The organism is Desulfosarcina variabilis str. Montpellier, from assembly GCF_048565275.1.
GTDB classification, from domain to species: domain Bacteria; phylum Desulfobacterota; class Desulfobacteria; order Desulfobacterales; family Desulfosarcinaceae; genus Desulfosarcina; species Desulfosarcina variabilis.
Map to the genome: position 1 here is coordinate 6918389 of NZ_CP159846.1, position 23618 is coordinate 6942006.

17 protein-coding genes are annotated in these 23618 nt (G+C 52.6%); 12 read left to right on the forward strand and 5 right to left on the reverse strand.

Annotated features, from left to right (window positions below; translation table 11 throughout):
• The first annotated feature begins 234 nt into the window (after positions 1-234).
• From Dvar_RS31315 to Dvar_RS31335, 5 genes are all read left to right on the forward strand, one after another.
• Positions 235-918: a methylenetetrahydrofolate reductase C-terminal domain-containing protein gene (locus Dvar_RS31315; protein ID WP_419657058.1), complete on the forward strand. Its 684-nt coding sequence runs from the start codon at positions 235-237 to the stop codon at positions 916-918.
• A 63-nt stretch (positions 919-981) separates the two neighbouring features.
• Positions 982-1905 carry a methylenetetrahydrofolate reductase gene (locus Dvar_RS31320; protein ID WP_419657059.1) on the forward strand — a complete coding sequence of 308 codons (924 nt, stop codon included), beginning with the start codon at positions 982-984 and terminating at the stop codon, positions 1903-1905.
• 51 nt (positions 1906-1956) lie between these two features.
• The gene (locus Dvar_RS31325) at positions 1957-3138 is read left to right on the forward strand and encodes an FAD-dependent oxidoreductase (protein ID WP_419657060.1); all 1182 of its coding nucleotides are present in this window, start codon (positions 1957-1959) and stop codon (positions 3136-3138) included.
• A complete protein-coding gene (locus Dvar_RS31330) occupies positions 3138-4781 on the forward strand; it encodes an FAD-dependent oxidoreductase (protein ID WP_419657061.1) in 1644 nt (547 codons plus the stop codon). Before Dvar_RS31325 ends, Dvar_RS31330 begins: the two co-directional genes overlap by 1 nt.
• A 257-nt stretch (positions 4782-5038) precedes the next feature.
• The gene (locus tag Dvar_RS31335) at positions 5039-6361 is read left to right on the forward strand and encodes a (Fe-S)-binding protein (protein ID WP_419657062.1); all 1323 of its coding nucleotides are present in this window, start codon (positions 5039-5041) and stop codon (positions 6359-6361) included.
• A gap of 337 nt (positions 6362-6698) precedes the next feature.
• Here Dvar_RS31335 and fdhF read toward each other — a convergent pair whose 3' ends face one another.
• A complete protein-coding gene (fdhF, locus tag Dvar_RS31340; protein ID WP_419657064.1) occupies positions 6699-9464 on the reverse strand; it encodes a formate dehydrogenase subunit alpha in 2766 nt (921 codons plus the stop codon).
• A gap of 412 nt (positions 9465-9876) precedes the next feature.
• Between fdhF and Dvar_RS31345 the strand changes: the two genes are divergently transcribed.
• Positions 9877-10476 carry an NUDIX hydrolase gene (locus tag Dvar_RS31345; protein WP_419657065.1) on the forward strand — a complete coding sequence of 200 codons (600 nt, stop codon included), beginning with the start codon at positions 9877-9879 and terminating at the stop codon, positions 10474-10476.
• Positions 10477-10649: 173 nt separating this feature from the next.
• On the opposite strand, the gene Dvar_RS31350 is transcribed toward Dvar_RS31345, so the two are convergent.
• The 4 genes from Dvar_RS31350 to Dvar_RS31365 form a co-directional block, all read right to left on the reverse strand.
• Entirely contained in the window at positions 10650-11546 is an 897-nt protein-coding gene (locus Dvar_RS31350) for a substrate-binding domain-containing protein (RefSeq protein WP_419657066.1), read from the reverse strand.
• Between the two features lie 51 nt (positions 11547-11597).
• Positions 11598-12332 (reverse strand): rhomboid family intramembrane serine protease, encoded by a 735-nt coding sequence (locus Dvar_RS31355; protein WP_419657067.1) that lies wholly within the window; start codon positions 12330-12332, stop codon positions 11598-11600.
• A gap of 15 nt (positions 12333-12347) precedes the next feature.
• On the reverse strand, positions 12348-13424 hold the full coding sequence (locus Dvar_RS31360; protein WP_419657068.1) for a 3-deoxy-7-phosphoheptulonate synthase: 1077 nt from the start codon (positions 13422-13424) through the stop codon (positions 12348-12350).
• Positions 13425-13794: 370 nt separating this feature from the next.
• Entirely contained in the window at positions 13795-13995 is a 201-nt protein-coding gene (locus Dvar_RS31365; protein WP_419664185.1) for a cold-shock protein, read from the reverse strand.
• A gap of 444 nt (positions 13996-14439) precedes the next feature.
• On the opposite strand from Dvar_RS31365, the gene Dvar_RS31370 reads away from it, so the two are divergent.
• The 6 genes from Dvar_RS31370 to Dvar_RS31395 all read left to right on the forward strand — a co-directional run bounded on the left by Dvar_RS31370 (position 14440) and on the right by Dvar_RS31395 (position 23616).
• Positions 14440-15882 carry a DNA integrity scanning protein DisA nucleotide-binding domain protein gene (locus Dvar_RS31370; protein ID WP_419657069.1) on the forward strand — a complete coding sequence of 481 codons (1443 nt, stop codon included), beginning with the start codon at positions 14440-14442 and terminating at the stop codon, positions 15880-15882.
• 110 nt (positions 15883-15992) lie between these two features.
• Complete coding sequence (locus Dvar_RS31375; protein WP_419657070.1) at positions 15993-16643, forward strand: PAS domain S-box protein; 651 nt, start codon at positions 15993-15995, stop codon at positions 16641-16643.
• 353 nt (positions 16644-16996) lie between these two features.
• Positions 16997-17818, forward strand: a complete 822-nt coding sequence (locus Dvar_RS31380; protein ID WP_419657071.1) for a transporter substrate-binding domain-containing protein — start codon at positions 16997-16999, stop codon at positions 17816-17818.
• Positions 17819-17915: 97 nt separating this feature from the next.
• On the forward strand, positions 17916-19628 hold the full coding sequence (locus Dvar_RS31385; RefSeq protein ID WP_419657072.1) for a DUF6909 family protein: 1713 nt from the start codon (positions 17916-17918) through the stop codon (positions 19626-19628).
• Positions 19625-20281 (forward strand): potassium channel family protein, encoded by a 657-nt coding sequence (locus Dvar_RS31390; RefSeq protein WP_419657073.1) that lies wholly within the window; start codon positions 19625-19627, stop codon positions 20279-20281. Before Dvar_RS31385 ends, Dvar_RS31390 begins: the two co-directional genes overlap by 4 nt.
• A 5-nt stretch (positions 20282-20286) precedes the next feature.
• The gene (locus Dvar_RS31395; RefSeq protein ID WP_419657074.1) at positions 20287-23616 is read left to right on the forward strand and encodes an AsmA-like C-terminal domain-containing protein; all 3330 of its coding nucleotides are present in this window, start codon (positions 20287-20289) and stop codon (positions 23614-23616) included.
• Positions 23617-23618 lie beyond the last annotated feature (2 nt).

The window sequence follows — 23618 nt, forward strand, 5'->3', positions numbered from 1 at the left end:
CCCCGACAAAGGGATCACCAACGACAATGAACTGCCATTCATTTTTTCAAACAGGCTGCCGCTCGGATCATCCTTTTACATATTACCTTTTATATATTGACATAATCGATACGGTCTGGTTAATCTCGCTTCTTGGCTTACACTTATACATTACACGCACCCCCTTCAACCCGGCGTGAGTGTATCATCTCAATGGCAGTGACCCCATGCCATGACAAACAGGAGGAATGTCAAATGATTGTTGCGGAACGAAAGCCCATCGAAGAGGTCAGGGCCATGGTAAAGGATTATAAAAAAGTCCTTACCGTGGGATGCGGTACCTGCGTGGCGGTATGTCTGGCAGGCGGCGAAAAGGAGGTCGGCGTGCTGAACTCCGAACTGAAGATTGCCCGCCGCATGGAAGGCAACCCCATCGAAACCGGCGCAATGACGGTAGAGCGGCAGTGTGACATGGAGTTTCTCGAAGAACTGGACGGCATAGTGGATGAATACGATGCGCTCATCTCTATGGCTTGCGGTGCCGGCATCCAGTTTCTTGCTGAACGCTTTCCCGAGATCCCCGTGTTTCCGGCGGTCAACACCGCTTTTATCGGCGTCAACCGTGAAGTCGGATGGTACGAGGAAAAATGCCGGGCGTGCGGCACCTGTGTGCTGGGAATGACAGCAGGGATCTGTCCGGTGACCATGTGCGCCAAAGGTCTCTTCAATGGTCCTTGTGGCGGCACCAACAATGGAAGCTGCGAAATCAACACCGACCAACCCTGCGCTTGGCATCGCATTCATGAACGCCTTGCCAAACAAGGCCGCCTGGACAACATTCTGGAAATCTGTCCACCCAATGACTGGCGCAACCAAACCCCCCGAACCATTGTTCAGCCGGGGTACGAGGAACGCCTTGCCGCATTTGGTATCAAATAGCCGGACCCACCGGCAACCAACCATCAACACGACATAAGCCGATATCAATAGAGGGATTACCATATGAAATCAGGAAGCAATCTTGAACAAATACTGCGTGCCGGTCATTTTGCCTTCACCGGAGAGTTGGGGCCGCCCCGCGGATCCAATGTGGAGGCGGTACGGGAAAAGGCCAAACCGTTGGTCGGCAATGTGGATGCTGTCAATATCACCGACAACCAAACCGCCATGGTCAGAATGTCCAGCTGGGCCGCCTCGCTGATCGCCATTGAAGAGGGGCTGGAGCCCAACTATCAAATGGTTTGCCGAGACCGCAACCGGCTGGCCATGCAAGCCGACATCCTGGGTGCCTCGGCCTTGGGTATCCGCAATATGCTCTGCCTGTCCGGCGACCATCAACAGTTTGGTGATCACCCCCAATCCAAGGGTGTGTTCGACATCGACTCCACCCAACTGATCGGTTGCGTAAAAAAAATGCGCGATGAAGGAAAATTTTTAGGTGGCGCAGATATCGATGAGCCCCCGAAAATTTTTATCGGTGGCGCAGCCAACCCCTTTGCTACACCCCACGAATGGCGCGTCCATCGGCTGGCCAAAAAAGTTGCCGCGGGTGTGGATTTCATCCAGACCCAGTGTATTTTCAACATGGAGCGCATGCGCACCTGGGTGAAGGAAGCGGTTGACATGGGTCTTACGGATAAGGTCTATATCCTGGCCGGCGTTACCCCCATGAAGAGTATCGGTATGGCGCGATACATGCAGCTGAAGGTGCCCGGCATGGATGTTCCCAACGAAATTATCAAACGCCTCCAGGGTGTGGAAAAGAAAAAGGTGGCCGACGAGGGAATCAAGATCGCCTGTGAGCAGATTGAGGAGTTCAAGGAGATGAAAGGCGTCGCAGGTGTCCACCTGATGGCCATCGAATGGGAGCATAAGGTGCCGGAAATCGCCGAGCGGGCAGGTGTCCTGCCCCGGCCCAAAGTCTAATCTCCCGCCGCACATCCATTGTCAACCAACGATCACCAAAGGAGTTTTCAAGTGAGTAATGAATCGAAAAAAGTCATGGTCATTGGGGGCGGGATTGCCGGTCTGACGGCAGCCTGGGAGCTCGCCGGCCTCGGCGCACAGGTTGCGCTGGTGGAAAAGGCCGACTACCTCGGGGGACACGCCATCCAATATGCCTGCAAAGCCACCGATGAATGCAAACAATGCGGTGCCTGCGCTGTGGAAAGCATGCTTAAGAATGTGGTCAATGAACCCGCCATTTCCGTCCATCTGGCCACGGAAGTGACCGGCATCAATAAAAACGGTAATTTCAAAATCAGCCTCAAAAAAACCGAAATCAACAAAGACGCCAAGGCCTGCGAGGGCGGCTACAGCGCCGATCCGACCGGTTGCTCCGCGGTCAAAGGCTATTCGCTGAACAACGCCAAATTCTACCAGGCCGACGGCAGCCTGGATCCGGCCACCACCGGCAGCGCCGATGATCTTGAAGTGGATGCCGTGGTCGTGGCCACCGGTTTTACCCCCTTTGATCCAAACATCAAAGGCACCTACCGTTACAGCGAGCTTGCCAACGTTGTCAGCGGCATTGATCTGGAAACGTGTAAACGTGCCAATGGCAAGGTGCTGCGCCCCTCGGACGGCAATCCGCCGAAAAAGGTTGCCTTTATTCAGTGTGTGGGCAGCCGCGACGAACGCCTGGGCAACCTGTGGTGCAGCCAGGTCTGCTGCCCCTATGCCCTGAGAACCGCCCAATCCATGAAACACAAGGACCCTGAACTAGAGATTACCATTTTCTATATGGACATCCAGAATACGGGCAATGATTTCCCCGTTTTTTATCAGCAGTGCAAAGACGAGATGACGTTCGTACGCAACATCCCGGTTGACATGTACAAAACCGAAGATGACCGCATCCGCACCCGTTTCATGGCCTCCGAAGGCAGCAGTGAAGCCGTGGAGGAAGAATTCGACCTGGTGGTACTCTCCGTGGGTATTATGCCAGGCGCCGATAATCACGCGCTTGCCGAGGTGGTCGGCGCGCCGCTGAACAGTGATGGCTTCTTTGCCTGCGCCGACACGTTGAACCGGTCAGCGACCGGCCAGGAAGGTGTCTTTGTGGCCGGCACTGCATCAGGACCAAAAACCATTGCCGAATCCATCGTCCACGCCGGACAATCAGCCAGCGAAGTGATGAAATATCTGGGGAGGGCCTAATGACACAACAAACGCAAATGGAAACCATCAATTTAGCCACCGACGTTCTGGTGGTTGGCGCCGGCATGACCGGTGTAAAGGCCGCCTCTGAAATCGCCGCCAACGGATACAAGGTTGTGCTGATCGATCAGAACGCCGGCCTTGGCGCAACAGCGGGAGAAGCGGCGGGAGATCTTGACGGTGCGGAAGACACTGCGCTAAACGCCCTGCTTGAAATGGTACGGGGATCGGACAAGGTCGAGGTCATGACCGAGACCAGCATCGACGGCGCTGCCGGTGTGCCCGGTGATTTCAAGGTCTGGCTGTCAAGCAACGAAGACATCGTCGAGAAATCCGTGGGGGCCATTGTCGTGGCATCGGAACTGGTCTCCTGTCCCCTCAACGACGCTTATGGCCTCACCCTTTCCGACACCGTGCTCAGCCAAAGCCAGCTGGAAGAAGTCCTGAAAAATAACGCCGGTGCGTTTGCCGGAAAGACCATCGCCTTTCTTATGGGACTGGCCCAGGACGGCAATCCTCTGGTGCTGGAACGGGTGCTGAAAAGTGTGCTGGCCATCGAAAATGTGGATGCCACATCCGCCTATGTGGTTGCCGGTGATCTTAAAGTCGCCGAGGATGGTCTGGAACGGCTTTATCTGGAATGCCGGGACAAAGGCGCCATGTATGTCAAACTCTCCGCCATGCCCACCGTGAATCAGGAGGGCAGTGCCCTTTCCCTGACCTATGACGACCCGGTCCTGCAACGCCCGGTGGAAATCGATCCGGATATCATCGTGGTCGAAGAGGCGATTGGTGCCGACGAGGTCAATGCCGCCCTGGCCGAAATGCTGAAAATCGATGTTGGATCCATGGGCTTTTTGCAGACCGACAACGTTCATCGCTATCCGGTATCCACCAATCGTGAAGGCATTTTTGTAGTAGGCGGCAGCCGCCGGATAAAAAAACGCTACGGCGCCCTGATGGATGCAGAAAATGCGGCCCTCCAGGTTCAGCGTCTGCTGGGTGACGGCACCATCAGCGTCCCCACCGCCAAAGCCGTACTCGATACCGGAAAGTGCACCTTCTGCCTGACCTGCTACCGTTGCTGCCCCCATGGCGCTATATATTGGACGTCCGACAACAAACCGGTGATTTCCAAAGTGGCCTGCCAGGGATGCGGTATCTGCGCCTCTGAATGCCCCATGGATGCGATTCAGATCGGTGACTTCAACGATGCGGCCATGCTCGATGAGGTAACGCAATCGGCAACCGCGAAAACCGATGACGCCCCCACCATCGTGGCCTTCTGCTGCCAGAACAGCGGGCTGGAAGCGGCTCGCATGGCCGAATCCTTCGGCATGCCGCTGCCCAAGGGACTGAAGACGGTCGCCGTTCCCTGCGCTGGCAAGGTGGATATCGACTATGTCCTGCATGCCCTGGCCGAAGGCGCCGATGGCGTGGTGGTCATGGCCTGTCACAATGGCAATTGCAAATCGGAAAAAGGCAGCCTGTACGCCAGCTGGCGGGCAGCCAATGCCCAAACCATGCTGGAAGAGATCGGCATGGAAAAAGATCGCATCTGTTTTGCTACCACAGCGGCCAATATGGGCGCGGACTTTTCATCCATTGTCATGGAAATGGAAACACGCCTGAAAGAAAAATAGCCCGACAACGCTCAATACATTAAAATGCGCGCGTTGCTGCAAGATTGCAGCAACGCGCGTTTTTTTTGGAATCGGGTAAAATGCAACCATCAAGGCCGGCGACAAATCCATAAATAGATATGCAGATTGTGCAAAGCATCCGCTGATTTTAATTTTTTTCTTGTAATTTTCGTCTGTTTCGGAAATAGTTACTAACCTGACTATTTTTGTCAACTTAAAATCGTCGGTGGTCAACTTATAACGGAGGAAATAACAATATGGCGGATGAAGCGATCAAGCTCGGTGGTAAAAAACGATCCGGTTTCATCGACAAGGTGAAGGAAATCCTTCCTGAAGGGGGAAACCTGAACCTGTGCCTGACCTGCGGCGCCTGTTCTTCAGGCTGTCCGGCAACAGGTCTGGAGGGAATGGATCCACGGAAATTTTTGAGGATGGCAGCGCTGGGGATGGACGAAGAATTACTCAGCTCCAAATGGGTCTGGATGTGCAGCATGTGCCAACGCTGCATCTATGTCTGTCCCATGAAAATCGATATCCCCCAGCTGGTGTTCAATGCACGGGCCCAATGGCCCCGCGACCAGCGTCCCAAGGGCATTCTGGGGTCCTGTGACGTCGCGCTGCGCAATGACACCTGCAGTGCCATGGGGGCCACGGAAGAAGACTTCCAGTTCGTTGTCGAAGACGTTCTCGAAGAATACCAGGAAGCCCAACCCGAATTCGTGGAGATGCAGGCGCCGGTCAACAAACAGGGCGCTGAATTCTTTCTGAATCAGAACTCCCGCGAACCGGTCACCGAACCCGACGAGATGGTGCCCCTGTGGAAAATCCTGCACCTGGTCGGGGCGGACTGGACCTATGGCACCAAAGGCTGGGCGGCTGAAAACTACTGCATGTTCCTGGGTGACAATGAAAGCTGGAAACACATTGTCGAGGTAAAGAAAAAAGCCGTGGAGGATCTGGGCTGCAAAGTCTGGCTCAATACGGAGTGAGGGCACGAACTCTTTGCAGTCCGGGCCGGACTGAAAAAATTCAACCTCGATCATAACTTCGAAATCAAAAGCATTATTCAATACTACGCCCAGTGGATCCGCGAAGGCAAACTAAAGGTCAGTTCCGACTGGAACAAGGACCGTAAGATCAAGTTCACGGTTCAGGATCCCTGCCAACTGGTGAGAAAATCCTTTGGTGATCCGGTGGCCGAAGACCTGCGTTTCGTGGTCAAATCCGTGGTCGGTGAAGAAAACTTCGTGGACATGACCCCCAACCGCTCAAACAACTTCTGCTGCGGTGGTGGTGGTGGATTCCTGCAGTCCGGATACCCGGACGAACGGCGCGCCTACGGGAAGCTTAAGGCGGATCAGATCCTGGCCACCAAGGCGGCCTATGCGATCACCCCCTGCCACAACTGCCATGCCCAGGTTCACGATCTGAGCGACCAGTTGGGGCACCCCTGGCAGACTGTCCATCTGTGGACACTGATCTGTCTCTCACTGGGTATTCTGGGTCCCAACGAGCGTGAATACCTGGGTGATGATCTCAAGGATGTGGATGTGTTCCACCCGGAGTCGTCGAACTTCTAAAAACCTTTAGGGCGCAGGAAAGACGAAGGCCGGGGTTTTCAGGATCCCGGCCTTTTGTTTAGGTCATGTAATTCAGTAAACTTATTTAAACACGACCTTTACTTTATCTGCGCCCATTTTAGAGACCTGCAGTTTTTCTTTGTAAAAATTACCCACCCCTTTTATCAGCCCGACCAGGATGTCTACCAGCGCCCCATCGCACGTTCAAACCAAACAAAGCCGACCCCCTGGCAGGGGCCGGCTTTGTTATGGCAATTTCAATTGTTGGCGACGGCATTTCTGGCCAGGCCTGACGCTCTTTTAAAGCGCCGGTCAGGCCTGTCGTCGGGATCTCTGGTCAGGCCGCTTTTAAAACCTTTACCGCGCAGACCTTGAACTCGGGGATTCCGCAGACGGGATCCAGGGCCGCGTTGGTCAACTTATTGGCTGCCGCCTCGGCGAAGTGGAAGGGAATGAAGACCGTGCCTTCCACGGCCTTGTTCGACACCATCACCCGGGCATTGATCTGCCCGCGCCGTGAAGCAATGGTCACCCGATCGCCGTCCGCAATCCCTATTCCCGCTGCATCGCTTTGGGTGATCTCCACAAAGGATTCCGGCGCCCGTTCGTTGAGCCCATCCGTCTTCATGGTCATGGTGCCGGTATGGTAGTGATAGAGCACCCGGCCGGTGGTCAGGTATAACGGATAGTCGTTATCGGCCACTTCTGCCGGAGCGATCCATTCGAGGGCGTGAAACAGCCCCTTGCCCCGGGTAAACTGGGCGCTGTGCAGGATCGGTGTCCCCGGATGTTCCGGTGTGGGACAGGGCCAATGGATACCTTCTTTTTCGATGCGCGGGTAACTGATCCCTGCGTAGGAAGGCGTAACACTGGCCAATTCATTGAAAATGGCCTCGCTGTCCGGGTAAGCCATGGCATATCCCATGCGCGTGGCGATTTCACAGGTGATCGCCCAATCGTCCTTGGCCTGTCCCGGTGGATCCACAGCCTTTCTCACCCGCTGCACCCGCCGCTCGGTATTGGAAAAAGTACCGTCCTTTTCGGCAAAGCATTTTGAAGGCAGTACCACATCGGCCATGCGGGCGGTTTCGGTGAGGAAGATGTCCTGGACAACCAGAAAATCCAGGTGGTTGAAACAGTCCTCGGCATGATTCAGATCCGGATCGGAAACCATGGGGTTCTCACCGATGATGTACATGGCCTTGATCTCACCGTCGTGGGCCTTGGGCAGCATCTCGGTCACCTTGAGGCCCGGTTTGGTGGGCACCCCCTTAACGTTCCAGGCACTTTCAATTTTGGCGATGGCATCCAGGTTATCGACTGTCTGATAGCCGGTGAGCACATTGGGCAGCCCGCCCAAGTCGCAGGCGCCCTGGACGTTGTTCTGGCCGCGCAACGGATTGACCCCGCCGCCGCGAATGCCCATGTTGCCGCACAGCATGGCCAGGTTGGCCAGGGATTTGACATTGTCTGTTCCCGTGGTGTGCTGAGTAATGCCCATGCAGTAAAGGATACTGCCTGCCGGCGCCCCTGCATAAAGCCTTGCTGCGGTAATCAACTGCTCGGCCGGAATGCCGGTGATTTCCTGAACGTACTCAGGCGTATATTTCTCGACGACGGCTTTCATGGCCTCGAAATTCTCGGTACGCTGCTCGACAAAGGCCTTGTCGTAAAGATCTTCCTTGATAATCACGTGCATCATGCCGTTGATCCAGGCGACATCCGTACCTAGCGTGGGCCGAATCCATTGCTCGGCGAATTCGGTCATCTTGATGCGCCGTGGGTCCACCACGATAAGCCTGGCCCCCCGACGGGTCACGGCCCGTTTCACAAATGTGGAGATAACCGGATGGTTCTCGGTGGTGTTGGAACCGACAATGAGGATGACATCGGCTTCTTCGATATCGGCGATGGTGTTGGTCATTGCGCCACTTCCAAACGCTGCGGCCAGCCCGGCCACGGTGGAGCTGTGTCAGAGACGGGCGCAATGATCGATGTTGTTGGTCTTGAGTACCGCCCGGGTGAATTTGTGGGCGATATAGTTTTCCTCGTTGGTGATGCGGGCCGAGGTGAGCACCCCCAGGCTGTCGCTGCCATGGGCGTTGCGGATAGTTTTCAATCTTTCCGCCACCAGGTCAAGGGCTTCATCCCAGGAGGCTTTACGAAACTCACCATTTTCCTTGATTAGCGGATCGGTCAGGCGCTCTTCGCTACCGATAAACGTAAAGCCAAAACGCCCCTTGACGCACAGGCTGCCATGATTCGGGGCTTCATCCACACCCGTCACCTTGACCACACGGTTGTCCTTGGTGTGCAGGTAAAGTTGGCAGCCCACGCCGCAGTAGCTGCAGGTGGTGCGCACTTTTTGGGTTTCCCAGGGGCGCACCTGATAGCGCACATCCTTTTCCACCAGTGCACCGACCGGGCACGCCTGGACGCATTCACCGCAAAAAACGCAGTCCGAATCCTTGAGCGGACGGTCTCCAGCAGCGATGATTTTGGCCTTGGCGCCCTGATAACCGAATTTGATAGCATTGTTAACCTGCACCTCGTTGCAGGCCTGCACACAACGCCCGCATAAAATACAACGCGAAAAATCGCGCACGATAAACGGGTTGACCGTTTCCATGGGATATGTGGCGGGCCTTCCTTCAACGTCTTCACCACTCACCTGGTAGCGATAGGCCAGATCCTGAAGTCGGCAGTCTCCCCACACCGGACACAAGCCGTCACTGGCATCCGCCTTTTCGACACCCAACTGAAACTCGGTCCAGTCACCGTCGTCCCGCCCGCGGACGGCACAGTTGTGGTTGCCCGACGAGAGCATCATGCGCAAAATTTCCTTGCGCGCTTCCACCACCTGAGGGGTTTCGGTGCGCACAACCATGTTGGGCGAAGCCGGGGTGGAACAGGCCGTTAGCAGGGTGCTGGCACCCTCTACCTCCACCACACAGATTCGGCAGGCTCCGGTGGGGGTGGCGCCTTTTAAATGGCATAGGGTCGGGATATCAATATCCGCGCGCCGGGCCACCTCAAGGATGGTTTCCCCGGTTTCAAAGGGGAGTTCATTCCCGTTGATCACGATCAGGTTCGTTGCTTCCATAGGCAGATGCTCCTTTTCGGAGGGTCCTGTTGTGAAAAAGATTGGATGTCATAATAAGGTTATAAATGGACCTATATTTCCTATAAAAAAACGGTTTTTTTGTCAATCCGTGAGAATTGATTACAACGCGGCCATAGATAGACAGTATTGGATGATATTGGTAGCTTTTATATTTATCTATTATTGCATAAACTAAAAATTACTACATACAACGAAAAAAGTCAGACAAGATTTCGTATCGTCATTTTTATATTTTTATCATCTTCTTGTTTGGTTCAGCAGCCCATCAAAAGTGCCACGATGGTCGATACAGGCTGTTAGACATTTTCAGGTCCTTTTGATATCTGCATGAATCGATGTATCCGCATCGATTGTCTTCAAAGCCGTTACGCAGCAAAAGAAAGGTTTATGCATGTCCAGAATGAAAATCCTCGATGCCGCCGTTGCCACCAAACTCAAATTCGTAACCTTGTTCTCGGTGTCCTATCTTGATCGCAAGGCCAACGCCCGGGACTGGCACATGGTCAGTCGCTGTGAAACGCCCAAATGCGTTACCGGTAAAATTCAGCAGCCCGATGCAACCATCATTGTCCCCTATCACCGTGAGCAACAAAAACTGGTGGTGATCAAAGAATTCAGAGTGCCCGTGGGAGATTACATGTTCGGTTTCCCGGCCGGTCTGATCGATCCCGGAGAAGATATGGCCATCACCGCCGGTCGGGAATTGCACGAGGAAACCGGGCTGGAACTGGTCAGGGTGTATCGTCACAGCCCGGCGGTGTTCTCATCCGCCGGCATTACCGACGAGGCCATCAGCATGGTATTTGCCGAAGTAACCGGCACGCCCAGTATCCGTAACACCAGTGACTCGGAGGATATCGACATTTTTCTGATGGATCGTGGGGAAATACGCGAGCTGCTGAAAAGAGGCGATATCGCTTTTGGCGCCCGGGCCTGGTTGGCCATGGATGCCTTTGTGCGCATGGGAAGCAGCTACTTTACCGGTGAATAACAAGATCGATGGATGTGGGGAAATTTGCTTAGAGCCTGTTTTGGAAGTCTGGATCAGGCCCGCTAACAAGGCGGAAAGTGGCTCAAAAGCGGCGCATATATGGTATATGTGAGCATTTTGAGACAGTTTCCAACGCCGTTAGCGGGCCTTAGACGGATTTACCAAACAGGCTCTTAGGCTGAAAACATCGCGTCCAGTCCATGCTGCGCGTAAATATCGGCCACAGGGGAGCTAAACAGGAAATCAAGGCAGCGCCGCCCCCAGGGCCCGCCGTCACCGATTAATCCGGCATGGGTGAACCCGACGACATTCCCCGGTTCAGGATCAGGGACGTTGACGGTCCCGCCCAGCGGGATCAAATCAAAGTCTTCAGGAAAGATGCGCATATAGCGCAAGGCCAAATGATAATAGACCATGGCGGCATCGACGATACCCGAAACCACGGATTCCGGTGCCTCACGATGATGAACAGACTGCCCGAAATAGATTTTGGCGGTCGATACGCGCGTTTCCAGAAAAGCCATATCGCTGCCGGCCCTGGTCCCCAACGCTTTCAGAGTATCCACATATCCCCGATAGCTGACCGTTTCCGTAACCGGGTTGGACAAGAACAAACGCACGTCTTCACGGGCAAGATCACCAGCACCGAGAATCTTTTTGGGGTTCCCCTTGCCGACTAGCAGCACGCTCCCCCGATTGCGCACAAACGGCCGGTGGTCTGCCATGTGGCCCTGGCTGACAAGTTTGTCCAGGACATGGGGCGGGCTGAGAAAAACATGGGGAGCGACCGAAAGAATGAAATTTCCGATCCTGAGCCGGCCATTTTGAAGAAGGTTGAGGATGGGGCCAGGTGGCGTGGTGGCATAGAAAATCTCCCCAACCTGGGGATGGAGTTCCTTGAATGCCTGCAAACTGGGCTCAAGGGCCATGTGATGATTACCATCGGAAAAAACAACCAGATCGGCGTTCAGCGGATCTCCATGAAAATCCAATACCAGGTTCGATTCGGGCTGTGACCATGTTTCGAGCGTACCCTGGGAAAAGATTCCTTCATCGGGCCAGGTCAGCATGATGCCTCCCTTTTCGAACTGGCTGCCGACCCGATGTTGTCCACCGCAGGGTCAGTGAATGGTCGGCCGATCATCATCTTTCTTTTTGCCATCGATAACCGTAAATTTAGATCGGTGTTTCTTCTGCGAGTAATTGAAATATTGCCAACGCCACCAGTTGGGGTCCAAAAGGTACGCGGGCGAGCGGAAATACAGCCAGGCCAGGCCAATCCCGCCCAGATGGTAGGCACCGTATACATTGGTGCGGGCCAGAAACGTCAGGGCGGTCACAATCACGGTACCGTAACTGATATACTTGGCTTTGACCGGCAGAACGAACATCAACAAAATCGTGGATTCGGGTTGCAGCAACCCAAAAACAACAATCAGTCCCAACAGGCTGGGCATCATCCCGGCATAAGGGATCATCGCCGATGTCAGGCCGCTGAAAAGCAGTCCGGCGGCAGCACCGCCAAAGGCGGCGATGATATACAGGTATAGAAACCGCCGGGTACCCAGCGCCGATTCGACCGTACCGGCAAAAAAGAAAAAGACCACGCAATCGATCAGAAACCCGATCGGTGCCGATGGATCGTGGATGAGCGGATGGGTAACCAGTTGCCATGCATAAAACCCGCCACTGCCAAGCGGACTGAGCGCCAGCATCTGGTAAAAGGGTAATCCGAGCCAATGCTGGCCAAGCAGTTCCACAACATACACCGCCGCATAGACGATCAGCATGATTTTACCGGTCTGTGTCAGCGGGTTGTTGAATCCCATTGTCGGTCGTTGACTTTGTTGAAACATGATTGGATCTTAGTTCTATAGTTGACGATAAGCGGTTGTGATTAAATCCTCGGTTTCATCCCAGCCGATACACGCGTCGGTGATGGAAACAAATGGATTCAAATCTTCCTTTTTTGTTTCACCATAAACAAAGGGTTGCTTCCCTTCCTCGACGTTGCTTTCCAGCATCAATCCGCAGATGGCCTTATTGGGGTTGATGTGGATACCATTGGTGTGGCCCATGCGCTGAATCAAAACGCGGTTGAAGACCTCACCCTGACGGCGGTAATCCTTACCCGAATTCTTATGCGAGCAGTCAACAACGACAGCCTGATGAAGCGTTGGGTACTTGGAAAGCATTTCGCAGGCCTCCCCGATGCTGACCGAATCATAGTTGGGGCGTTTACCGCCGCGCAGCACGATATGGCAGTATTTGTTGCCCTTTGAAAATACCCTGGACGTGACGCCAACGGGATCATTACCGATAAATACCTGTGGGGTGGAGGCTGCCAGCAGCGCATTGATTGCGGTGCTCAAATTTCCATCGGTTCCGTTTTTGAATCCCACCGGCATGGAAAACGCGCTGGCCCATTCACGATGATTTTGCGACTCGGTTGTTCGGGCACCGATACACGCCCACGCAATCAAACCGGAAAGGCGCTCCGCAGCCGTTTGACTGAGGATCTCCGTGCCTGCGGCCACGCCCATCTCGTTCAGGTCCATGAGTATTTTTCTGGCCTTGCGCATTCCTTCATCGATATCAAAGGTTTTTTTATCAATATGGGGATCAGAGATCAGGCCTTTGAACCCGACATTGGTGCGCGGTTTTTCAAAATAAACCCGCATGATGAGTTTTATTTTGGTTTTCACTTTTTCCTGCAGCCCCGCCAGCAATTCACCATATTTGATGGCTTGGCGGTGGCTGATAATCGAGCACGGACCGGTTATGACGAGCAGCCGTGGATCGTTGCCGTCGAGGATATTTTTAATATCCTGGCGGCCATCAATAACGGTTTGGGTGGCCCGCTCGGTCATCGGAAATTCTTCACGAAGCTGATCCGGGGTAATAATCGACGTTCGCTTAATGACATTTAAATCATAGGTTTTTTGCATATTCAACTCTTACTGATAAGACTCCCATACCAAATAAGCTCCCAAAACAAGGCTGTCCAGCTAAGGGGGCATTTTCGTTCATCCACTGGAACCGGCTTCTATCCCTTGAATCGTTTTTTTCTACCACAATCCAATCGTCAACTCAATCTTGACGGTTTCGTAAAAAGGCGAAGATTCCAATTTGGCGTCATTCCGGCGCAGGCCGGAATCCAGTGATTTCAATCTGTTCTGGATGCCGAATCAAGCCCGGCATGACGAGTCTGGCACTTTTTACGAGTTTATCAATCTTGACGGTTTCGAAAAAGAAAAAAGGACAGCCGCCTGTTGTGGCACCTGTCCCTTTTTTATTAACTGGTATTAAATTAAATTCTTAGACAACAGTTACATTTGCCGCAGCCGGCCCCTTGGGACCTTCAACGATATCGAATGTAACCCGGTCGCCTTCATTAAGCGTCCGAAAACCACTAGAATTGATTCCTGAATGATGAACAAAGACGTCCGGTCCATCTTCTTGTTCGATAAAACCATAGCCTTTACTACTGTTAAACCACTTGACCACGCCGTTAACCATGCTGGCACCCTCCTTTCGAAAAAATTCTCTTGCTTCATCCATAAAGGGTGCCACTCGACCAACATGACCACCACCTTAGTAACGAAACCGGCCCGCCAAACTGAAACAGGCCTTCGATTAGTACGAATACTATCACGATTTTATGTGAAATCAAGCATTTTTTTATCTACCGGAAATTCCCACCCGAGATGTGCACAAAGCAATCATACGAACACAAAATTCGTCAATTATCGTTCGAACAAAACCATGTCACACCAGGTACAAACACGCTTGTCGACCGTGCAGGGTTCGCTGCCGGCAAACTAAAAAATCAGTCGATGACCATAGACGGTGAATTGACAAACCGGTCCGGGTCGACTAAGACCAAGAGCAGCATTGCTTTTGCTAATGGCGTAATTGAAGTTGGATATTCAAACTGGCGCAACCAACCAACGGAACCGCACCGTGAGTATCAATACGTTTACCTGCCACTGCATTGGTGACACATTGGATGGCCTCCGCGATGGGCTGTCTCATTTTTCGGGCCCCAGCCGCGCCGCGGTTGTCTTTGCCATCACCGGCAATGCGTCCATGTACGTTTTTGATCCCCAGCATTTGCTTTCCGGCCATGAACCCCGACTGAAAGAATTATACGTCGAAAATCAAACCTGGCGCGATTTTCCCTCCATTCAACGGTCCAGTCTGAGATATAACCATATCGTTGCGGAAAAAAACCTTCAGTTGACCGGTCTGATCTCTTATGGTGGCCGTTCCGGTGCAGTCTACTACCAGATGTGGTTTACCGAACATCATCCGGATATGTGCAGCATTGGTCCGACCGAACGATGGCTGGAACATGCGGCGTGGCGGTTTTCCCATGATATGGCCAGCGAAAGTGCCCTTTATACCGGCATTTCCGGCGGTTTTCTGCGTGAATACGCCACCCACGCCGTACGTGATGACATTGTTGATCGCATGAATATTCTGTTGGGGTGGGATACCCGGCTTCGAATCTATCCCATTTTAGATGCGATTTTGGAGCTCTCACGCACCCGCGAAGAGGGCGCTTGGCCCCGTGGGAAACTGGTTTTTGTTGAGCCCCAAAGCCTGGACAGCATTTCTTTTCTGGCTCATTTTTCAACAGCGGAACAGCCTTCCCTGGAAAATATTAAACATGTCCGCAAATTGTTGGCGGCAGTCGAGCAATCCAACCTCAAACTGATTTCAGATGGCTATAATGTTGCGGGTATCGCTTCCGACAATCTGCCGGAATTTACCATCACTGCCGATTTCAGGGGGGGGCACGGTTTTCTGAAGGTTATCGACGACCAAATCTGCAGCTTTGCCGACGGCACATACCAGTCAACCACCCGGCGGGCCAACCTTGTTCATTTAGAAGAAGCCCTTTTGGAAACGGATATTGATCCGGAAGCCGGTAACACACTTTTCAAAATCGTGGCCGCCCTGGTCCATCAGGCGGAAGATCAAAAACATGGCGCAACCCTGGTACTGGATCTCACACCGACACCGATTGCCATTGCCGGTCAGAGATTTGACAGCGCCCTGGATCTTCGCCAGCCGGCCATTTTAGATCTGGCCAAATCGTTGAGCCGCGTGGATGGTGCCCTTCACATTGGCGCCGATCAGTATCTGCATGGATTTGCCTGTCTCCTCGATGGGCATGCCATTGCCGGTGAAAACCGGGCCCGGGGTGCCCGCTACAATTCAGCGCTGCGGTTTACCGCCGAGCATGACCATATCATCGTCGTGGTCGTTTCAGCGGACCGTCCGGTCTCCATCATCCAATCCGGAATAGAAATCAGTGCCGCTTGCCAATGGAAGCCGCTTTCCTGCAGAATCAACCAACCGGTGCACCTTGACAAGTGGGTTGACCATAACGATGAGTAGTCCATCACCCATTTTGCGTTCAACCGTTTATTTCCACCAGGAATATTAAAGCTTGCGCGTCAATCTGCCGATTATCGCTTAAAATGACCCTGATTGAAGCGTGAGTATCTATGGACAAAAATATTGAAAAAATAATCGCCAAGTACGAAGAGCAATACAAAATCATCGAAAAGTCCATTGTTGATGTAATCTGGGTGGTGGATGTTGAAAAAATGCGATTTACCTATATTAGCCCCTCCGTGGAATCCATCAGCGGGTATAGACCGGAAGAGATCCAACACGTCCCCCTTAAAAAGCAACTGACGGAGAAGGGCTATCAAAAGGCAATGGAATACCTGTCTGAAGGGCATCGTAAATACAAGCTGGGGAAAAATGTAAAACGAAAAGCGGAATTTGAGCTCAGGCATAAAAATGGCTCCACCTACTGGGTAGAAATCACGGCCAAATTCTTCAAAGGAGAAGATAAACGAACGCAGCTGTTTGGAGTGATGCGCAATATCTCCAATCAGCGTTCTATTGAAAAGGAACGCGATGAATTGCTTTTGAAGCTGGAAGAATCCCTTAGCCAGCAAAAAGCCCTTGAAGCCGAAAATGAGATGCTCCGCGGATTGCTTCCCATTTGCTCAGGATGCAAAAAGATTAGAGACGAAAATGGCAAATGGTGGCAAGTGGAAGAGTATGTTGCCATGCATTCCGAAGCCGATTTCTCTCACACGATCTGTCCCCCCTGCCGCAAAAAATTCTACCCGGACATTGATTAATGATCGGTACCGGATTGATTGACCCGCCCATGGCAATATGATAATTCAAATGACAGGTAACGTGGTTTTCCCCCTTTCTTGCGTGAACAGGAGGAATTCAGGCGCCACCATTCAACACCATTGTTTTTGCGTCGGCCTCTTCCTACCGCCTATTCTATTGGCTGGCGCACGGCATTGATTAATTACAGATAAACAAAAATGCCGCATTAATTGATCTGTCGACAGCAATGATGCTGCAACGTTGGATGGTTTGGACATCATCACCAACCGCAAAACGACCCAATAAATTAGCATTGCAGCCTGTTTCATTACCATTTTTTATTTATTATTATCACATATAAAAAAGGAGAATCATGATGAGAACGCTGCTTAATCGATGTCTGTTCATTTTTCTTGTTTTAGTCATTACCGCGGCCTGTTCGCACGTTCAATCCCCCGGCCCATCGCCAAACCTGGACCGAATATTAGAAAATGGCGTTTTACGGGTGGGCACAGCAGCCGATATGCCCCCCTTGAACATGCTCAATAAAGCCGGCAGCCCCATGGGCCTGGATGTGGATCTGGCCGCATACATCGCCGGTGGGATGGGGGTCAAGCTGGACATCGTGGTCAAACCCTTCCCCGATCTGTTGCCGGCCCTTAAAGCCGGTGAAGTGGATATGGTCCTCTCCGGTCTGACCATCACCCCTAAACGAAATCTGGATGTTGCCTTTGTGGGTCCCTATCACATTACCGGCAAAGCCCTATTGACCAAATTCAAATCCATGGTCGCTGCCGAAGATCCCTCAAAACTCAACTCGGCCGCATTTGCCTACACGGCCCTGGAAAGTTCGACCTCTGCCGAACTGGTTGAGACCCTGATGCCGAAATCGCGTTTGGTCACGGCAAAAAACTACGACGATGCCGTTGCCATGGTGTTGACCAACAAGGTCGATGCATTGGTTGCTGACTACCACGTTTGTGTGCTGAGTCTGCTCAGGCACCCCAATGAGGGATTGGTGTCCCTGATCACGCCATTTACCTATGAACCGCTGGGGATCGCCATGCCCCCCGGGGATGCTCAGATGATCAACTGGATGACCAATTTTCTGGATACCATGCGGGAGTCCGATGAACTGCTCAAGCTGAAGACCAAATGGATCGAAGATCCGTCATGGTTGGCTGAAATGAAATAGCCGTCAATATCGATCCACTCAGCTAAAAGTGCCCTTTTGCAGGCGATCGCCAAATGGATTCCACAAACCGATTAACGTACTCAAAAAAAGTGCCCGTGTGAGAGAATTCACCAAAGCCCAAAAAGCTCGGCATGCTGTCCGTGAGTTTAAAACGCTAACCGACGCAACGGCCATTCGCGGATTTTACCGTCCTTGCGGAAAAATGGGTCGGGCGATCGAACAATGTCTGCTCAACCTGAGCCCTGAAATTTACGGCAGTATGAACGACCCCCGGATTGTGGAGCTCAAGGGACTTGAATACGTCATCGATCGCCTGCCGAAAGGAATCGAAGCCTGTAACCGCATCATTTTGACGGAAGAGGATCCGTTTAAAAATGAAGGATTATCGCCGACCATCCCCTTGAAACGCCGACGCACTTGCTATCGGGTGGGCCCCAATGAAATGTGTTTCGTCATTACCAGGGGCTTGAGCGAGATCTATGACATTTTCACCCACATGACCTTTCTGGTCGTGGAGGCCCGTAAAATCAACAGCCGTATGACCGATGATTCCGGGCAACCCACTATCGAGTGGCGTGAACTGGAAAAAATTGTACAACAAAAGGACCGGGTTTCCAGTACCGATCTGGATCAGGCGCTGTGGAGTTTAAGTATTATCCTGGGCCGTCCATACCGGGAAACCCGGGCCACCTTTCATTATCTGGACGCCAACCAACGTCAATTTGACAGCAACAATGGCCTGTTCAGTCTCATCTATAACCTGGGCCGGCGAATCGATATGGAACAAAAAAACCGCGACGACGCGATTGTCATTTACCTGACCCCCTCCCTCATGCGCATCATCGGTCAACAGGAATATGAGAAAAAATGGGCGACCGACATCAAGAGTCAGTTGGTCAGCCAAAACCTTCACCGACGCCCGATCCACATTATCAGTGCCAATATGCACAGCGTGTTGAACATGATCTACGGTTTTCCGGCATTGGGCCAGGCAGAACGAAACGATCATGACAACTGGGTTGATTTCTTTCACAATCTGCGAGCACGTCAAAAGGAAATTGAAAATTTTGCCACGGCCCATGGATTTCTAAACCTGCCTGACGACTCTGGTGCGCACATCGACAGCCAGATTATCGACACCCATCGATTACGGGAGCTTGATTTGCATCCCAGGCTGACCATCCATATTCCGGATGAGGCGTCAAAAGCGCCCGTAATTCTGGTTGTTGATTACGCATTTGGCGCCCAGGCTTTTGAAATCATGGAGAACTTGTTGGAGCCGATCCTTCACGGGGATCAGCTGCTGACTTTTGATTTCAGCTCAATTTCCATTATGGGCAAAGCCGGCATCATGACCGGCGATAAAGGGGACATCATGCTGGCCACGGCCCATGTTTTCGAGGGCACCTCCGACAATTACCGGGTGGATAACGATCTGTTGCCATCGGACTTTCCAGCAACGGAGCGTGTGTTTTTAGGGCCGATGGTCACGGTCTTAGGCACCTCCTTGCAAAACCGGGACATGCTGGAAAAGTTTCAGTCCGACTGGAAAGCCATCGGTCTGGAGATGGAAGGCGGGCATTTTCAACGGGCGATCAGTGCGGCCATTATCAAAGGCAACGCACGGGCAGACATGCCGGTGCGCTATGCCTACTATGCGTCGGACAATCCCATTAAAACCGGCAGTACCCTGGCCGCCGGGGCCATGGGCAAGGAAGGCGTCAAGCCAACCTATCTGATCACCAAGGTCATTCTTGAAAAAATTCTCGCCAAGGCGAATGATCCATCTGCAACCCAAATGGAAACATGAAAAACCTGGCACGCAACAATGTGATCCTTCTGGTCTGTCTGATGGCATTGATCTTCCTTGCGCCGTTATTTGTAAAGCAAAGCTCCCTTATTGCAGACATTTTGCGAACGGCAATATTCTTCTCCGGTATCTTTTCACTGGATTTTTCCGCAAAATCGCTGAAGATTCTTTTGCCGCTGGGGACAGCAACGGCAGCCACCACCTGGTTAGGCCGTTTCATCAGCATGAATGCCGTTTTCCTATTGGACCATTTAACCACGTTTCTTTTCCTAGTGGCCATCGTCGTCCTGATGATTCGCCATATCGCCCGCAGCAGCAATGTCACGCCAACTATTATCCTCAGTTCAATCAACGGTTATCTACTACTTGGCGTGTTAGGCAGCGTCCTTTTGGCCATCGCCGACAAGCTGCATTATGATTTCGTTGCTGTAGGCAGCCCCGGCATTCAATTCCCGGGGGCGGCAACGCCTCAGTTCGGCGACTTCATCTATTTTAGTTTTGTGACCTTATCGACACTGGGTTATGGGGATATCACACCGGTCTCTCATCTTTCCCGTTCCTTGACCATTCTCATTGCCATTGCCGGCCAGATGTATGTGACCATCCTCATTGCCATGTTGGTAGGCAAATATTTATCGGGCTACAAAAGGTAATCAAAATGCAACGCACCAGAAAACGCCTGCTGCTCGGTATCGTCTGCGCCTGTGTCTGCATAGTGCTTGGTCTGCTACTGACGGTCGTTTTAGCCCCCCGCCTGTTGGCCAATCGCGATCTGGTCAAGTCCTATATCGTAAAAAAAACCGCCCAGACCACCGGCGGACAGCTGGATTATGATCGCATTGAAATAGACTTCTTTCCGTTGCCGCATCTGGCAGTACAAAATGTGGATCTGGCACTGCCGGGAACATTCAGTGTCCGCGCTCACGAACTTTCGGTATACCCCCGACTTATGGCCCTGCTGCGCGGCCGGCTGTCAATCCACCGATTAAGACTGAGCACACCGGATATTCGGGTAAACATCCCCAAGACCGCTGAACCAGCCGCAGCAGAGGCCAAGGATGCCAAATGCGTTATTTTACCGGCCATTGAAAATCAAATCGGCTCGGTATTCAAGGTGCTCCCCGCCATTGATCCAGGCACCCAGGTGGAAATCCATCAGGGGCGACTGACACTTGATTTCACCGACAATCCGGATATTCAAATCCACGCCATCAATGCCATTGTCGAAAACAGCGACCACGAACTATCATTTGATTTTAGCTGCGCCTCCGACCTGATTAAAAAAGTAACGCTGCAGGCCACAGCCGACGTTGCCCATTCAAAAGCCAAAGGCAATATCACCCTTACCGATATCAATCCGCAACGGATCCTTTCCCAACAGCCCCTTCCCGCCGGCATCAGCGTGGATGGCACGCGGGCCAGCGCAGCCATTGACTTTACCGTCAACGGCACTGAAAATATCAATGGCAAACTCAACGTCCAGGTGCCGGAACTTGCCATCAAACGCGGCAATCAACGACTGAACCTATCGGCGGGTTCCCTTGCCGGTGAAATCGTCTATGAGAAAAACCGGTTGGCGCTGGGTCTGGATCAGATCGCAACCCGGCAGCCGGCTTTGGACCTTCGTGCAACCGCCGTCTTGAAGCAGGATCAGGCAACCGGCAACGCTGATTTGAATATCAGCGCAGCGGCAAAGCAATTGGATATTGCCGCAGTCTCCGATGCGGCCCTCGCCCTTGCTGGTGATCAGGCGTCCATTCGCACAGCGTTTGATATCGCCAGGGCCGGGATGCTGAACAGCCCGGCTTTCTCGGCCACGATGGCCTGCGATCAAAGCGGATGGCACCTGAACCGAATGCAAGCCACCGCCCGCCTTTCTCAAGGGCTGGTAAATATTTCAGCGATCAATGCAACGGTGGAAGACGTAGCTGGAAAAATTTCTTTTGAAAACGATCACGTCGATTTTTTGGACCTTAATGGCCGGTTTGAGGGCGCCACGTTCAACCGTCTGGACCTTGCCATGGATTGGGCCAACCAGTCCACCTGGTCCATCACCGCACCGTCAGTGGATGTTGAAGCGGTACCATTTTTTACCTGGATTACCAGTTTCGAGGCACTGGCCGGGATTCGGACGCATCTTTCCGTCGTCAGCGGCCACGCAGCCATATCCAGGCTCGATATCAGCGGTCCTTTAACCGAACCCGCCAAGTGGGATATGGATATCCTGGCATCGCCGCAAAACCTGGTTCTCAATACGCCGCAAGTTCCGTTTGACATCATACTGTCCGGTGGCCAGATGATCTACCGCCCCGGCAGTGATCAGTCGTCCCATATCGGCATTGAATTTCTGGATGCGTCCTTTGTGGCCTCGCATCAAACATCGGTTGCCGACGATAAAAGAAGCGTCAATCTGGCACTCGATGGATCCGCGGGAGCGGACACGTTGGCCTGGCTACACACCCGGGCCCACATTCCTGAGGACCTGCAGATCAACCCGCCCGTATCCTTAACAAGTGTCAATCTTACCTTAAAACCGGACGCGACGCTTTCACTCACAGGCGGACTCAGAACCGCAAGCGGTTTGGGGATTACCGTTGATCTCACAAAATCATCAGAAACAATTGACATCCACGAACTCCACGTTGCCGACGGATACTCTGATGTCCTTCTATCCGCCCGTATCAAAGACACGCTGATTGATTTGACGTTCAAGGGAAACGTGGAGCAACAAACGGTCGATGGCTTATTGAAAACCAATCCTTTTCTGCGAGGCAGGATCGATGGAGATTTCAAGGCAAGCATCCATACCGATAATCCGCTCGCCAGCACCGTTGTCGGCAAGCTAAGCGGAAACGGACTTCAGATTCCTGAACAAAAAGCGCCCATTCCCATAATGGTAAACCGTTTTTCCGCGGTCGGCCGCGGCAACCGGTTCGAGATCCTGCCTTCCGAGGTGGCCGTAGACGACATGTTGCTGCAGGTGGACGGCACATTGGTTCCGGGTGAGCGGGCCCTTTTTTTCGAGGTCAATGTGAACAGTGACCGGTTGGATCTAAACCTGATCCAATCCCTCAAAACAGATGAAAACGAAAGCCCCCCTGCAGAGGAGGAGAAAAAGCCACCGCCAACGATTGTCCCCAACGGAACGATTCATTTAAAAAGCCGGTCGTTGACCTACGGCGACTTCACCTGGTCACCGGTTGACGCAGATATTCGCATCGAATCCGGCAACACTTACATTACAGTCAATCAGGCGCAGCTGTGCGGCATTTCCACAACCGGAGATCTGGATATCACCGACCAGGGAATCGGACTATCGATCAGTCCCCTGGCAACGAATGCATCTCTTCAAAAGACATACGACTGTTTGTGGGACAAATACATCCGGGTCGACGCCCGCTATGATCTTGTGGGCAATATCGAATTGATGCCGACTCAAAAAGATCCCATATCATCCCTTTCCGGCCGGGCAACATTCTCTTCGAAAAACGGACGGATCTATCACTCCAGCACATTGTTAAAGATTTTCTCGGTACTGAACATCACCGAACTGTTCACCGGCGGCCAATCCGACCTGAACCGACAGGGGTATGGCTATTCCACGGCCTGGATAAAGGCCAGGTTGGGTGACGGGAAATTATATCTGGATGAGGTTCTGCTGGATGGAAACGCGCTGAAAATCACCGGTCAGGGCAGTATCGATCTTAAAGCGGCCACGGCCGATATCATCGTACTGGCCGCTCCCTTGAAAACGGTGGACCGACTTGTCAATAAAATCCCCATTTTCAGGTATATCACCGGTGGATCATTGATCACCGTACCGCTTCGCTTGCACGGTAAAGTCAAAGACCTTTCCGTGGTCCCCCTGCCCCCATCAGCGGTGGGAAAAGGATTGCTGAATTTCATGGAGCGCACATTAAAAGCCCCCTTCAAACTGGTTGAAGGGGCGAAAGGGGCGGTATCCGGTAAGGCAGAGAGAGAAAATTAGGT